The sequence below is a fragment of the Pseudooceanicola profundus genome (assembly GCF_054919315.1).
This window is the reverse complement of the sequence record NZ_CM142898.1, coordinates 1,326,670-1,339,906: the sequence shown is the minus strand read 5'-3', so window position 1 is coordinate 1,339,906 and position 13,237 is coordinate 1,326,670. Positions and strand designations below refer to the sequence as shown.

Here is a 13,237-nt window from a genome sequence, read left to right as displayed (position 1 = left end):
CACATGACCCTCTATGAACTTCTTTCCTACGAGGTGCTGCGCGTCATCTGGTGGCTGCTGCTGGGCGTGCTGCTGATCGGGTTCGCCCTGACGGACGGCTTCGACATGGGGGTGGGCGCGCTTCTGCCCTTCGTCGGCAAGACCGATGTGGAGCGGCGTGTGGTCATCAACACGGTCGGCCCGGTCTGGGAAGGTAACCAAGTCTGGTTCATCCTTGGCGGGGGCGCGATCTTCGCGGCCTGGCCGCCGCTCTACGCGGTCAGCTTCTCGGGCTTCTACCTCGCCATGTTCGCCATCCTCGCGGCGCTGATCCTGCGGCCCGTAGGGTTCAAGTATCGTTCAAAACGCGACAGCGCGGCCTGGCGGAACGGCTGGGACTGGGCGCTCTTCGTGGGCGGTGCGGTACCCGCTTTGATCTTCGGCGTGGCGGTAGGCAATGTCCTGCAGGGCGTGCCGTTCGAGCTGACACCGGATCTCTTCTCACGTTACGAGGGCAGTTATTACGGCAAGTTCTTCGGCCTGCTGAACCCCTTTGCCCTGCTGACCGGGATCGTGTCCCTGGCCATGCTCGTCACGCACGGCGCGGCCTGGCTGTCGCTCAAGGCCGAGGGGCCGGTGGCCGACCGGGCGCGGCGCTTCGGCACGGTGACCGGGCTGGTGACCATCGCCGGCTACCTGCTGGCCGGGCTCTGGCTCGCCGTCGGGATCGACGGTTACGCCATCGTCGGCGAGGTCGTCACGGACGGCCCGTCCAACCCGCTCTATTCCGAGATCGAGCGCACCGGGACCTGGCTTTCGGCCTATGCCGACAGGCCCTGGATCGTCATCGCGCCGGTCGCCGGGCTGGCGGGCATGGCCCTTGCCGTGCTCGGCCTGCGCGCCGGGCGCGAGGTGTCGACGCTGCTGTGGTCCAAGCTCGGCATCTTCGGCGCGATCTCCAGCGTCGGGCTGACGATGTTCCCGTTCATCCTGCCCTCGTCGCTGGACCCGAAATCCTCGCTAACCGTCTGGGACAGTTCGTCCTCGCACATGACGCTCTTCATCATGCTGGTCTGCACGGCGATCTTCATGCCGCTAATCCTCATGTACACGGCGTGGGTCTACAAGGTGCTCTGGGGCAAGGTGACCGAGAGCGACGTCACCGGCCCCGGCCACAGCTACTGAAAGGAACATCGCATGTGGTATTTTGCCTGGCTTCTCGGCCTGCCACTCGCCGCGATCTTCGCCGTGATGAACGCCATGTGGCTGGAATTGCAGCGCGACCGGGTCCTCGCGGACGAGACGGACACCCGGCCGCCCGCCGTGGATGACTGACATTGCAGGATGGCCGGCAAGCCGCCGGCCATCTTTGCATTCTCTTATCGGAATGTGACCAAGTCACACACTTCCTGCCCGCCCACGCGGTAGACAGATGCATACCGACTCGCGGCCCCTGCCATCGCCCGCAGGCCCACCCGCGACTCCCGGACCAGGAGGACATGACCGGATGAAACGCAGAGATTTCCTGAGCCTCGCCGCATCGGTCGGCATGGCCGCCGCCGCGGTGCCGCTGGCCGGGGCGAAACCCGCACGGGCGCAGGTCGCGACCTCGGCGCGCATCGTCATCGTCGGCGCCGGGGCCGCGGGCACCGCGCTTGCCAATCGCCTGGTCGATCGGCTGGACGGCGCGACGATCACCATAATCGACCCGCGCACCACGCATCTCTACCAGCCCGGCTTGACGCTGGTGGCGACGGGGCTGAAGCCCGCCGACTACGTGACCTCGGCCGAAAGCCACTGGCTGCCCGGAGGCGTCGAATGGATCGCCGAGAAGGTCGCCGCCGTGGACGCGGAGGCCAAAACCGTCAGCACGGACGGTGGTCAGACGATCGCCTATGACTGGCTCGTCCTCGCCCCCGGCCTGGTGCTGGATTACGACGCCATCGACGGCTTCTCGACCGACATGATTGGCAAGGACGGCATCGGCGCGCTCTACGGCGGGCCCGACCATGCCGCCCGCACCTGGCAGGCGGCGCAGAAATTCACCGAGGAAGGCGGCACCGGGTTCTTCACTCGCCCGGCGACCGAGATGAAATGCGCGGGCGCCCCGCTCAAGCACACCTTCCTGATCGACGACATCGCCCGCCGCGCCGGCAATGCCGACAAGATGAACATGGTCTACGCCGCGCCGCAGGGCTCGCTCTTCGGGGTGCCGATCGTGGCCGAAAAGGTGCGGATGCTGTTCGAGGACCGGGGCGTCGATACCATGATGGGCCGCACGCTGACCGCCATCGACGCAGGCGCGAAGCGCGCCACCTTCGCCACTACCGACGGGACCGAGGAGGTCGATTACGACTACATTCACGTCATCCCGCCGCAACGGGCGCCGGACTTCATCCGCCAGTCCGGCCTGTCATGGGCGGACAAGTGGACCGACCAAGGCTGGGTCGAAGTCGACATGTCCACATTGCGTCACCTCCGTTACCCGGAGATCTTCGCGCTCGGAGACGTGGCCGGTGTGCCCAAGGGAAAAACGGCGGCCAGCGTGAAATGGCAGGTGCCGGTCGTCGAGGATCACCTCGTCGCCGCCATCGACGGCCGCGAGGGGACTGAGCGTTATGACGGATACACTTCCTGCCCGCTGATTACCCGGATCGGCCGCGCGATGCTGGTAGAGTTCGATTATCACAACAACCTTGTTCCTTCCTTCCCGGGCATTATCGCGCCCCTCGAGGAACTCTGGATAAGCTGGCTCATGAAGGAGGTGGCGTTGAAGGCCACCTACAACGCCATGCTGCGTGGCGAGGCCTGAGGAGGACCTGATATGAAAGACATGACTTTCGGCACGCTGATTGCCGTTTTCGAGGAAATCTTTGGCCGCGGCCTGTTCTGGCTTATGGTAGCGGCTGCGGTGGTCGTGACGCTGGCCTACCTTTACATCCTGATCCGCGACCGCTCCGTCAGTTGGAAGAAATTCCTTCTGGCGCAACTCTCCATGCCCGCGGGGGCTGTGGCTGCAGTGTGGTTTCTAATGGTGATGACCCATTCCCACCTGTCCGACATGGGGGGGCCAATTGACATCATCGTCCTGCTGGGCGTGGCTGTCGCGGGTGCCATCGGTATGGCGATCCTCGTCTACACCGCAGAGGCGCTGATCGGCAGTGATCGCACCAAGGGCGAAGAAAACCAGTAGCCTTCATCTCATGTAAAGGAGACCTATCATGTCCAACGAAAAGATCATCGAATACCTGCAACGCGCTGTGAAAATGGAAATGACGGCAGCGCACCAGTATCAGCTTCACGCCCATACGCTCGATGATTGGGGGCTGACCAAGCTCGCGGACCAGATGCGCGAGGAAATGGCCGAGGAGCTGGGCCATTCCGATATGTTCATCGAACGACTGATGTTCCTCAAGGCCAAACCGGAGCTGGGCTTCGACAAGGCGCCCGTCGCGGCTGAGACTTTGCCAGCCATGTTCAAGGGCGACCTCGCGGATGAGGAAGAGGCAATCACCTACTACACCAAGGCGGCCATGCACGCGGCCGAGCTGGGCGACATCGGCACCCGGACGTTGTTTGAAAAGATCGTGCTGGATGAAGAGGGGCACAAGGGCTGGCTCGAGCTGCAACTCGACCTGATCGAGCGGCTTGGCGAAAAGACCTACAGCGCCAAGCTGGTCTCTTTCGGTAACGAAGACGAAGACTGACGCGGACGCAAAATCATGAGCGCACAGGCCGAACACACTCCGCTGCCGACACGTCTTGAGCATTTCCCGATCAGCGTCTTCGGGATGACCATGGGTCTGTTCGGCCTGGCGCTTGCGCTGCGTTCCGGTGGTTTCGTGGGGCCCAGCACGGTCGCCGGCTATGTCGCGCTTGCCGCGCTGGTAGGCCTGGGCTGCGTCTTCGCGGTTAAGGCCGTCCGGCACCCCGCCGCAATCGCCGCGGAATGGGCACACCCCGTGCGGCTGGCCTTCTTTCCGGCCATCTCGATTTCGCTGCTGCTCTTCGCCGCGTTCCTGCGGGACGGCAGACCCGACCTCGCCGGTTCGATCTGGATGATCGGCGCCGGGGCTCAGGCGATCCTGACACTGGCGGTCATCAACGCCTGGATATCGCATCGCGCCTTCGGGCCGGGACAGCTTTCACCGGCCTGGTTCATTCCGGCCGTGGGCAACGTCATCGTGCCGCTGGCCGGCGTCCCGCTGGGTCATGTCGAGCTCAGCTGGTATTTCTTCGCCGTCGGAATCCTGTTCTGGATTGTCCTGCTGACGCTGGTCTTCAACCGGCTGATTTTTCACGACCCGCTGCCCGGCAAGCTGCGCCCGACGCTGGTCATTCTCGTGGCCCCGCCCGCCGTCGCATACCTGTCTTGGCTGCTACTGAACGGTGGCGAGGTCGACGCGACCGCGCGTCTGCTGCTCAACATCGGCTATTTCTTCGCGGCGCTGGTGGCGCTGCAGGTGCCGGCGCTGGCGAAACCGCCCTTCGCACTGTCGTTCTGGGCGCTCTCCTTTCCGCTCGCGGCGTTGACTACGGCCAGCCTTCACCATGCGGCGCTGACCGGATCAGGCTTTCACCGAGTGTTGGGGCTGGTCCTTCTCGGACTGCTGGTCTTAACCATCGCGGGGCTGGTCGTTCGGACAATACGCGCCGCGATGGCGCACGAGATCTGTCAACCCGAGTAAACCTGAAAGGATCGCAGACATGAAGAAATTCCTCCTCGCCACCACCTTGGCAGCCCTTTCCGGCCTTGCCGCGACCGCCTCCCTCGCGCAGGACGCCGTGGGCAAGGTGGTGACCGTTGTCACCTCCCCCGAACCGCAGACCCAGCTGATGGCCATGGTCCTGACCATGCAGGCGGCCCAACAGGGCGCCGAGGCGTATATCCTGCTCTGCGGTCCCGCCGGCGACATCGCGCTGAAGGAAGCGCCCGAGACCGCCACCGCCGGACAGCCGCCACGCGACATGAGCCCCCAGGGTCTCATGCAGGCGATCCGGCAAAAAGCCGGCGGCACTGTCGAGGTCTGCGCGATCTACCTGCCCGGTCTGGGCAAGGACGCATCGGTGCTGCTCGACGGCGTGGGCGTTGCCGATCCGTCCGAGATGGCGGCACGTCTGATCGCGGCGGATACCCGGGTTCTAAGCTTCTGAACTCGCGATCGCGAAGGCCTCCCGCCGCCAAAAACGGTCCCCGGCAGGACGCAGGTCCTCGGGGATCACGCGGCAGGGGTCGGCCGGTGCACGCCTTCTTCGAGTCCGGGGTTGAGGAAAGCGCGCACATCGGCCAACCTCAAACCCGAGAAGGTGTGATTTCCCGAGCTGATCCCTCTGGCCGGGACTGTCGTGGCAGTGCAGTCTGTCGCCGTGTAGGAGGCATGCTGCATGACTGTTGACCCGATGAGCCGATCCGAGGATTGGATTGACCGTTTCGAAGGCTTGAAAAGGCTACCGGAAGACATTCGCGCCGACCTGATGAATGGCAGCCAAATCGTCAAGGTTCCCGCTGGGACACAAGTGTTTGCACCGGGACAGTCGGCGGATAATCTCATGCTTCTCCTGGAAGGCTCCGTCCGCGTCCAGCAGAGGTCCGAGACTGGACGCGAGGTCTTCCTATACCGGGTCCATGCGGGAGAAAGCTGCGTTCTGACGACAGCGTGTATGCTGGCGTTCGAGGAATACTCGGCCGACGGGATCGCCGAGTCGGAGGTGACGGCCGTAGTTATTCCTCGCACCACATTCGACGACCTCGTAGCAAGATCCCGGATATTCCGGGAGTTCGTTTTTGCCGCCTATTCCCGCCGGATTACCGATCTCTTCACGCTGATCGACGATATCGTCTTCCAAAAGATGGATGTTCGGTTGGCATCCCGGCTTCTCGAATTGGCGGACGATTCAGGCACGGTGCATGCCACGCATGCCTTTCTGGCCTCAGAACTCGGCACCGCCCGGGAAGTCATTTCGCGCACGCTGGCTGAGTTTCAACGCCGCGGATGGATCGAACAATCCCGGGGTAGAGTCGACCTCGTGGGCCGAGAAGGCCTGACACGACTGGTGCGCTCGGCCGGCGCATGATCCCGCGGCTGGAGCCGCCCGCGTTGCCGATTATGGCCCATTGACGTAGCGCAATGCCACAAGACAGCGACAGGAGTGGCGCACAAGCTTTTCCTTTGGTTCCGACCGAGCTCAGTCTAAGCTCCCTCGAAACAGATTTCGTCTTCGGTCGGACGCGTGACTTGAAGGTGATGAATGATCTTCCTGTCTACCGCCGGCGTGGAAGGCATTCATTTGATCATTTGGCTCCGACCTCAGCACCATATGGGAGAGACCGATTATGCAAGGAAGTCAAAGCGGAAAGCACACTTCGATTATCAAGGTGCCTGAGGCGGTTGGGGTCTTCGACAGCTTCGAAGCACTTCAGCAGGCATACTACGATCTAACCATGGTCGGGTTCAGCCGCCATGACATCAGCCTTCTCGGCTCGGAATCCGCCCTGCGAGAAAAGCTGGGAGACCGCTTCTGGCATTCCAAAGACCTCGAAGACGATCCGACCGCGCCGCGCGCATCCAAGGAACGCGAGAACCTGGCGATCAAGATTCTGGAAGGCCATTCGGGACGCGACGTGCATGTGCACGACTGGAGCACTTGAAAGCAATATCTTGTCGCCAGGTTGCATACACGCGCGCCCATCGACGCGAGTTTGCAGGGAGCCTTTTAGGGAGGGATCGGATGACTGATAGCGAACGATTTGAGAAGGCGTTGCTCGACCCACCCGATATTTATGAGAGCCCCCAAGAGGTACTTGCGGATGCGCAGCTGACGACTGAGCAGAAGATCGAGATCCTGCGTCGCTGGGCCTACGATGCCAGCGAAATCGACGTGGCCGAAGGGGAAGGCATGCGCGCATTGGATGAAGAGGTGTTTCACCAGGTCATGCTCGCCTTGGAAAAACTCGGTGCCAAGATCGATCCCAGTCGAAGGCCGCCGACGCGCCAAGGTGGCTATGATCGCGAATCTCTGCGAAAAGATGATTCCAGTTCTTGAGACGCGCGGTCCCGAAACCAATCGTGGCCTATTTGATCAGTTCGCTACACTACTTGTAGAGACTTTCAGCCTCGATTTCGACCTCCAGAAAAATGGGCGGGACAACTCCAGGCAACTGGACTCATCCCGCATGGTCACTCAGGCTCAGCGGCTCTGGAAGTAATTCAGTGGCAACTTGAGGTAGGACCTCCCGTTGTTTTCCGCTTCGGGCAGTCGTCCGCCGCGGATGTTCACTTGCAGGGCAGCCAGCATCAATTTGGGCAATGGCAGGGTCGCGTCGCGGGCGTCCCGCACCGAGCGGTATTCAGCCCGCGACGGCGCGCCTTTCCAATGTATGTTGCTGGCACGATGTTCTGCCACAGTGGCCTCGCATTTCGCCTCGCGCCCGGGCGCGTAATCGTGACCGACGAAAACCCGCGTCCCTTCGGGCAATGCCAGGATTGCCGAAATGCTGTCATAGAGCGCATCAGAACTGCCGCCCGGGAAATCGGCGCGGGAGGAGCCGCTGTCAGGCATCATCAGGGTATCGTGCACGAATGCCGCATCGCCCGCGACATAGGTGATCGAGGCCAGAGTGTGCCCCGGCGAGAACACGACCTTGACCGGCACATTTCCCACCATGAAGCACTCGCCATCGGCGAAGAGGCGATCCCATTGGCTGCCATCCACAGGGAAGTCTGAGGGGAGGTTATAGATGTCCTGCCAAAGTTTCTGAACCCCGATCACTTTCTCCCCGATTGCCGTAGGAGCGCCGGTCTGCTCCTTGAGCCATTGGGCGGCGGAAAAGTGGTCGGCGTGGGGATGGGTGTCGAGGATCCAGACCAGCTCGATTCCCGTTTCCCGAATGTAGTCGAGCAGTTGTTGCGCGCTATCGGTCGAGGTCGCCCCGGCCAGCGGATCGAAGTCGAGGACGGGATCGACGATTGCGCCCTTCATGGTCTCAGGATCGTGGAAGACATATTGCCAGCTTCCGGTGGCCTGGTCCCAGAAGGATTTAACGATGGGATTGCTCATGGCTCTTTCTCCTAATGGGGAGTGGTCTGGTTCGGTGGGCCTGGAGGGCCCACCCGGGTGCTTCAGAGCGCGCGGGTAGAGAAGTACCAGTCCACCGTGTTGTAGCCTTCTCCTGCACGGGCTTGCGCGGCTTCCGGGGTGGGTGGCGTTGGGACGATGACCTCGTCGCCGGGGACCCAGTTCTCAGGCATGGCGCATTTGTTCTCATCAGCCGTCTGGAGCGCGACCAACAGGCGATGAATCTCTGCGACCGACCTGCCTGCGTTCATCGGGTAGTAGACCATGGCGCGCAGCACGCCTTCCGGATCGATGATGAAGGTGGCGCGGACGGCGGCGGTATCCGAAGCACCCGGCTGGATCATGCCATAGGCTTGGGCCACTGCCATGTTCAGGTCGGCGATGATCGGGAAGCGCACGTCTACGCCGAACTTCTCCTTAATGTTCAGCACCCATGCGATATGGCTGTAGTGGCTATCGATTGAGAGCCCGAGCAGCTCGGTGTTCAGTGCGGCGAATTCATCTTGGCGCTTGGCGAAGGCAATGAATTCCGTGGTGCATACCGGGGTGAAATCCGCCGGATGCGAGAACAGGATCAGCCATTTGCCGCGATAGTCTTCGAGCTTTTTCTGTCCATGGGTCGTCAGTGCATCGAAGGCCGGGGCAGGTTCGTTGAGGCGGGGCCCGACCGGGCGAGTTTCTTCGGTCATTGCTGGATTCCTTCTCGTCAGCGTTTCGATGGGAAACAGATAATCGCTTCAATCTGATAGATGAAATTGAAAGAAGCTCTGCCTGTGATAGAGTAGGTCTATAAATGATCACGCTGCGCCAACTCCGGTTTCTGACTGCCGTCGAAGAGACACTCAACTTCTCCCGTGCGGCCGAACTCTGCTTCGTCACGCAGCCGACCCTCAGTGCCGGCATCAAGGAGCTTGAAGACCGGCTTGGCATTCAACTGATCGAACGCACCCGGCGCAGTGTCCTTCTCACGCCGGTGGGCAAGGAAGTGGCAGCTCGCGGTCGGCAGATGTTATTGGATGCGGGCGAGATCGAGACACTTGCGCGGGCGCATCGAAACCCTTTCGAAGGCGAACTCCGGCTCGGGTCAATTCCGACGATCGGTCCTTATCTGCTTCCCCGCATGATGCCCGCGTTGCGGGATGCGTTCCCGGACCTGCGCCTCTACCTCCGCGAAGAAATGACCGAAAGCCTAATCGAAGGCCTGAATGCTGGTCGTCTCGATCTGGTGCTGATCGCCTTGCCCTTCGACACGGGATCGCTCGAAGTGATGAAGCTGTTCGAAGATGGTTATCAACTCGCTTCGCCGGGGCGCTGGCCGGCCCCCAGCGGGTCCGAGGCGCTTGTCGAGAGCGGCCAGTTGATGCTGCTGGAGAAGGGTCATTGCCTGCAACGACACGCCCTTGCGGCCTACCCCGGGCGCCTCGTGGCGCCGGAGGACAGTTTCGCGGCGACCAGCCTGACGACGTTGATTGCGATGGTCTCGGAGGGGCTCGGCATCACCCTGCTGCCGAACCTCGCTGTAGAGGCCGGAGTGGTCGGCGCGGCAGACGTCCGACTGACACCTCTGCCCGACGCATGTCCAAGGCAAGTGGTGCTTGCCTGGCGCCCAGGCTCTGCCCGTAGTGACTTGTTCAGGATGCTGGGGCGGCTCTTGAAAGAAAACGCGGGCCTGCGTTTTGCCGGATAGGCTGCAAGCCTCAGGCCATTCGGACATGGCCAGTCGACCTCCGGCCGTCGGCGGTGAGCAGGTGGCACAAGATGCCACATGTCGAATGAGCCGTGCGCTCCAGCACTTCGAAATCGCTGTGCCTTCGGGACGGCACTGATAGTGTCGCAAAATGAACAGAAAGTCGCTCGTCATCGCCACGGGTCTCCTCGCCCTGTTGGCCCCCACGATCCTGCCGGCACCGACAGGCCTCGCCGCACCCGCATGGCTGGCCACGGGCCTCACGTTCACGATGGCGCTCTGGTGGCTGACTGAGGCTCTGCCGCTGGCCGCAACGGCTCTCCTTCCGCTTGCCGCTGCCCCGCTTCTGGGACTTGCTGCCCTGGACCAGGTCGCCAGCGCCTACAGTGATCCGATCATCATATTGTTCTTGGGCGGGTTCTTCGTGGCAAAGGCGATCGAAATGTCGGACCTGCACCGGAGGTTGGCCTTTACGCTGATCAATGCTGCGGGAACACGGCCTGATCGTGTCCTGGCGGCCGTCATGGCAGCGACGGCATTCCTGAGCCTTTGGATCAGCAACACGGCATCGGCAATGGTTATCGCGCCCGTCGCCGCGGCGATTGCTGCGACACACGACGAACGGCCGGAATTCGGGACGACCCTGATGCTCTCGGTTGCTTTCGCGGCGACGTGCGGTGGAATGGGGTCGCTGATCGGGACCCCGCCGAACGCGATATTTGCCGCGCATCTAAAGGCAAGCTACGGGATCGAGGTAAGCTTCGTGCAGTGGGCTCTCCTCGGAGTGCCGGTGGCACTCATTCTTCTCGTCGCGACCTGGATCGTGCTGAAGCGATTGGTGCCACAGGGGAAGAGCGGGTCCTTGACGATATCGCTGCCTGACCAACCGGGCCGTATGACGCGTGCGGAACGCCGAGTGGCCACCGTCGCCGCCTTGACCGCGGGGGCCTGGGTCTGCCGACCGCTGATCGACTGGCTGTTTCCGAACCTTGGCCTGACAGACGCCGGCATCGCGATGATCGCCGCCGTTGCCCTGTTCCTCGTCCCGGATGGCGCGGGCGGCCGTCTGCTGAATTGGGAGGGAGTCGCAACGGTCCGCTGGGACGTCCTGATCCTCTTCGGCGGCGGTCTGGCACTGGCCGCGCTGCTCGACCAGACCGGACTTGCGACGTGGATCGGTGTGCAGGTCGAAACGCTGAAGCACCTTTCTTCGTTTCTTCTTCTGCTCATCATTGCTGCGCTTGTCGTCTATATCGGGGAGCTGGCGAGCAACACCGCCATGGCGGCGCTCTTTCTACCGATCACCGGGGCGGCGGCCGTGTCGCTGGAACTCGAACCGATCGGGTTTATGCTGCCGGTGGCTCTCGCTGCTTCTGTCGGGTTCATGCTGCCGGTCGCGACACCGCCGAATGCGATCGTCTTCGCCAATCCGGCGGTCTCGCGCCAGGCCATGCTTCGCGCCGGCGCTCCTCTGGACGTCATCGGAATAATTATCGCCGTAGGTGTCGGCTCGCTTCTGGGACCAGCCATCCTCAATTGATCTGCATGCGATCCGTCCCTTGGGTATTTTTGCCATAAAAAGCACCGCGTGAATTTGAACAACGTCGGAACCGGACATTCAAAGCGCCGCACATGAATGTCCGCTGCGGGCCGGAAGCGACGATCTCCTCAACCGCGGCTGGGGTCGTGAGTGCCGCACCGCCGCATGACCGCTTCGAGCCCAGATTGACCGCGTTGATGTAGGGTGCGTTCGCGGTTGCAGCATAGGCGCGCCAGTCGCGACCAGCCCAGAGCCGACCTTCGTGCCGAGCAGCGCGGATGACTGCTTTCGGCCCTACCACTCGACGTCGGCACGTTCTCGGCAAATGGGTCCTACCCATTTAAGGACCTAAGTTATAGTTTTCCGGAAATAGCGACGGTGACATTGATGGTCAGACAAAAAAGCGACATTCAAATGCAGAGTCATGATGCGTTTCTGGCTGGAGCGCACGATTTCCAGGCCGATATCGAACGCCTCGCGGAAAGCGAGTTCGTTACGACCATTCTCGAAACCGTCATGCTTGCGACGAACATGCGCTTTGCTGGGGTCGCACGGGTGACGGCCGACAGATGGGTCGCATGCCGCACGATCGACGAGGTCAAGTTCGGCCTCGCGGAAGGCGATGAGATCGCGATAGATTCCACCTTCTGCCAGACTGTCCGGGAAACGTCCGAGATGGTCATCTTCAGCGACGCCGCCACCGACCCCGTCTACCAGGGCCACCCAATTGCCGCGGCCTTTGGCATCGTCAGCTATGCCTCGGTTCCGATCCATCGAAGCGACGGGAGCTTCTTCGGCACCCTCTGCGCGATCGACCCCGAACCGAAGGACGTCAAAAGCCCCCGCGCCGTGGCGATGCTGAAGATGTTCGCCGAACTTATCGGACGCAGCCTGGAAACCGAAGAGCGACTGGAAGCACAGGAGCAGCTGATCGAGCACGAGCGCAAGCTGGTTCAGATCCAGGAGGAATTCATGGCGATCCTCGGTCATGACCTACGAAATCCGGTCGCCGCCTTTGGCGCGGGAGTCCGTCAACTCGACAAAGAGCCTTTCACGGGCCGCGGCCGAGAAATCCTGGTTCTCATGCGGGCATCATTGCACAGAATGAACGAACTGATCGACAATATGATGTTGCACGCGAAATCGAGGCTCGGCGGTGGTATCGCCGTCACTGCTTTGCCGGACGTGCCTCTGGCGGAGACGCTTCACCAGGTGGTTGAGGAAATCCGTGTCACCGCCCCTGAAAAGGAAATACATCTGAATGTGGAACTGGAGCGCCCAGTCAGTTGCGATCCGGACCGTATCGGGCAAGCAGTCTCCAATTTGCTTTCCAATGCGTTCATGCACGGAGCCCCCGGCACGCCAGTTCAACTCACAATCAGAAGTGGTGAGGAAGAGGCCTATATCGAAGTGAAAAACGAAGGAGAACCGATCCCGCCAGAGGTTCAGAAGACGCTTTTCGAACCATTCCGTCGCGGGAACGAGACCAGCGAGGGTGTCGGTCTGGGTCTGCATATCGCATCTTCAATAGCAAAGGCACACGGCGGGCGTTTATCGGTTCTGAGCGAGAATAATACTACCACCTTCCGGCTGGAATTGCCGACACTCGACCTTTTATAGTTTTTATCGCGGCGCGCCATGCGGCCAACCGCACTCTGGTGGGCACTCTGCCGAACTAACACTGATTTCCTGAGTCGCTGTTACAGGTCCGCCCCGATGATGAGGTTGCGACCGACCGGCCGGTTCTCACGTCGGCCCCTCCCTTTTCGCGCGGCGGATCTCAGACAGCTGCGGAGGCGATCACGCATGAGCTAATCCTACCCCTCTCGACAGGCGTGGGATACAGACGTTCCGTCAGTATAAAGCGAATGTCGTCTGTCTTCCCTTTCACGACCGAGTCTGCTCCCGGCCCGAAGTGGACATTCTTCACCCTTTGGAGTGCAGCACCGCAGCTT

Annotated in this window: 15 protein-coding genes; 13 read left to right on the top strand and 2 right to left on the bottom strand. The window is 61.7% G+C overall.

Annotated features, from left to right (window positions below):
- Window positions 1–3 precede the first annotated feature (3 nt).
- The 10 genes from cydB (at window position 4) to ACX9MO_RS06125 (ending at window position 7,023) form a co-directional block, all read left to right on the top strand.
- A complete protein-coding gene (gene cydB, locus ACX9MO_RS06170; RefSeq protein ID WP_462213909.1) occupies window positions 4–1,164 on the top strand; it encodes a cytochrome d ubiquinol oxidase subunit II in 1,161 nt (386 codons plus the stop codon).
- Window positions 1,165–1,176: 12 nt separating this feature from the next.
- A complete protein-coding gene (gene cydX, locus ACX9MO_RS06165; protein WP_462213908.1) occupies window positions 1,177–1,314 on the top strand; it encodes a cytochrome bd-I oxidase subunit CydX in 138 nt (45 codons plus the stop codon).
- Between the two features lie 172 nt (window positions 1,315–1,486).
- Window positions 1,487–2,791, top strand: coding sequence for an NAD(P)/FAD-dependent oxidoreductase (locus tag ACX9MO_RS06160; RefSeq protein ID WP_462213907.1), 1,305 nt, complete (start codon window positions 1,487–1,489; stop codon window positions 2,789–2,791).
- A 12-nt stretch (window positions 2,792–2,803) separates the two neighbouring features.
- Window positions 2,804–3,172: a DUF5368 domain-containing protein gene (locus ACX9MO_RS06155; protein WP_462213906.1), complete on the top strand. Its 369-nt coding sequence runs from the start codon at window positions 2,804–2,806 to the stop codon at window positions 3,170–3,172.
- 28 nt (window positions 3,173–3,200) lie between these two features.
- Window positions 3,201–3,686: a bacterioferritin gene (locus tag ACX9MO_RS06150; protein WP_462213905.1), complete on the top strand. Its 486-nt coding sequence runs from the start codon at window positions 3,201–3,203 to the stop codon at window positions 3,684–3,686.
- A 15-nt stretch (window positions 3,687–3,701) separates the two neighbouring features.
- Window positions 3,702–4,667, top strand: a complete 966-nt coding sequence (locus ACX9MO_RS06145; RefSeq protein ID WP_462213904.1) for an SLAC1 anion channel family protein — start codon at window positions 3,702–3,704, stop codon at window positions 4,665–4,667.
- Window positions 4,668–4,686: 19 nt separating this feature from the next.
- Window positions 4,687–5,133, top strand: a complete 447-nt coding sequence (locus ACX9MO_RS06140; RefSeq protein ID WP_462213903.1) for a hypothetical protein — start codon at window positions 4,687–4,689, stop codon at window positions 5,131–5,133.
- A 231-nt stretch (window positions 5,134–5,364) separates the two neighbouring features.
- Window positions 5,365–6,054, top strand: coding sequence for a Crp/Fnr family transcriptional regulator (locus tag ACX9MO_RS06135; RefSeq protein WP_462213902.1), 690 nt, complete (start codon window positions 5,365–5,367; stop codon window positions 6,052–6,054).
- Window positions 6,055–6,313: 259 nt separating this feature from the next.
- On the top strand, window positions 6,314–6,628 hold the full coding sequence (locus ACX9MO_RS06130; protein ID WP_462213901.1) for a hypothetical protein: 315 nt from the start codon (window positions 6,314–6,316) through the stop codon (window positions 6,626–6,628).
- An 80-nt stretch (window positions 6,629–6,708) separates the two neighbouring features.
- A complete protein-coding gene (locus ACX9MO_RS06125; RefSeq protein ID WP_462213900.1) occupies window positions 6,709–7,023 on the top strand; it encodes a hypothetical protein in 315 nt (104 codons plus the stop codon).
- 144 nt (window positions 7,024–7,167) lie between these two features.
- On the opposite strand, the gene ACX9MO_RS06120 is transcribed toward ACX9MO_RS06125, so the two are convergent.
- Window positions 7,168–8,037, bottom strand: a complete 870-nt coding sequence (locus tag ACX9MO_RS06120) for an MBL fold metallo-hydrolase (protein ID WP_462213899.1) — start codon at window positions 8,035–8,037, stop codon at window positions 7,168–7,170.
- Between the two features lie 62 nt (window positions 8,038–8,099).
- Window positions 8,100–8,744: a peroxiredoxin gene (locus ACX9MO_RS06115; RefSeq protein ID WP_462213898.1), complete on the bottom strand. Its 645-nt coding sequence runs from the start codon at window positions 8,742–8,744 to the stop codon at window positions 8,100–8,102.
- A gap of 104 nt (window positions 8,745–8,848) precedes the next feature.
- On the opposite strand from ACX9MO_RS06115, the gene ACX9MO_RS06110 reads away from it, so the two are divergent.
- From ACX9MO_RS06110 to ACX9MO_RS06100, 3 genes are all read left to right on the top strand, one after another.
- The gene (locus ACX9MO_RS06110; protein ID WP_462213897.1) at window positions 8,849–9,742 is read left to right on the top strand and encodes a LysR substrate-binding domain-containing protein; all 894 of its coding nucleotides are present in this window, start codon (window positions 8,849–8,851) and stop codon (window positions 9,740–9,742) included.
- 151 nt (window positions 9,743–9,893) lie between these two features.
- Window positions 9,894–11,282 carry an SLC13 family permease gene (locus ACX9MO_RS06105; RefSeq protein WP_462213896.1) on the top strand — a complete coding sequence of 463 codons (1,389 nt, stop codon included), beginning with the start codon at window positions 9,894–9,896 and terminating at the stop codon, window positions 11,280–11,282.
- A gap of 387 nt (window positions 11,283–11,669) precedes the next feature.
- Window positions 11,670–12,902, top strand: coding sequence for a sensor histidine kinase (locus ACX9MO_RS06100; protein WP_462214426.1), 1,233 nt, complete (start codon window positions 11,670–11,672; stop codon window positions 12,900–12,902).
- Window positions 12,903–13,237: the final 335 nt, after the last annotated feature.

Bases quoted from the DNA above. Each gene is read 5' to 3' on its own strand.
- ACX9MO_RS06125 (WP_462213900.1), top strand. From the start codon at position 6,709: ATGACTGATAGCGAACGATTTGAGAAGGCGTTGCTCGACCCACCCGAT.
- ACX9MO_RS06140 (WP_462213903.1), top strand. From the start codon at position 4,687: ATGAAGAAATTCCTCCTCGCCACCACCTTGGCAGCCCTTTCCGGCCTT.
- cydX (WP_462213908.1), top strand. From the start codon at position 1,177: ATGTGGTATTTTGCCTGGCTTCTCGGCCTGCCACTCGCCGCGATCTTC.
- ACX9MO_RS06135 (WP_462213902.1), top strand. From the start codon at position 5,365: ATGACTGTTGACCCGATGAGCCGATCCGAGGATTGGATTGACCGTTTC.
- ACX9MO_RS06150 (WP_462213905.1), top strand. From the start codon at position 3,201: ATGTCCAACGAAAAGATCATCGAATACCTGCAACGCGCTGTGAAAATG.
- ACX9MO_RS06100 (WP_462214426.1), top strand. From the start codon at position 11,670: ATGGTCAGACAAAAAAGCGACATTCAAATGCAGAGTCATGATGCGTTT.
- ACX9MO_RS06115 (WP_462213898.1), bottom strand. From the start codon at position 8,744: ATGACCGAAGAAACTCGCCCGGTCGGGCCCCGCCTCAACGAACCTGCC.
- ACX9MO_RS06120 (WP_462213899.1), bottom strand. From the start codon at position 8,037: ATGAGCAATCCCATCGTTAAATCCTTCTGGGACCAGGCCACCGGAAGC.
- ACX9MO_RS06145 (WP_462213904.1), top strand. From the start codon at position 3,702: ATGAGCGCACAGGCCGAACACACTCCGCTGCCGACACGTCTTGAGCAT.
- ACX9MO_RS06105 (WP_462213896.1), top strand. From the start codon at position 9,894: ATGAACAGAAAGTCGCTCGTCATCGCCACGGGTCTCCTCGCCCTGTTG.
- cydB (WP_462213909.1), top strand. From the start codon at position 4: ATGACCCTCTATGAACTTCTTTCCTACGAGGTGCTGCGCGTCATCTGG.
- ACX9MO_RS06130 (WP_462213901.1), top strand. From the start codon at position 6,314: ATGCAAGGAAGTCAAAGCGGAAAGCACACTTCGATTATCAAGGTGCCT.
- ACX9MO_RS06155 (WP_462213906.1), top strand. From the start codon at position 2,804: ATGAAAGACATGACTTTCGGCACGCTGATTGCCGTTTTCGAGGAAATC.
- ACX9MO_RS06160 (WP_462213907.1), top strand. From the start codon at position 1,487: ATGAAACGCAGAGATTTCCTGAGCCTCGCCGCATCGGTCGGCATGGCC.
- ACX9MO_RS06110 (WP_462213897.1), top strand. From the start codon at position 8,849: ATGATCACGCTGCGCCAACTCCGGTTTCTGACTGCCGTCGAAGAGACA.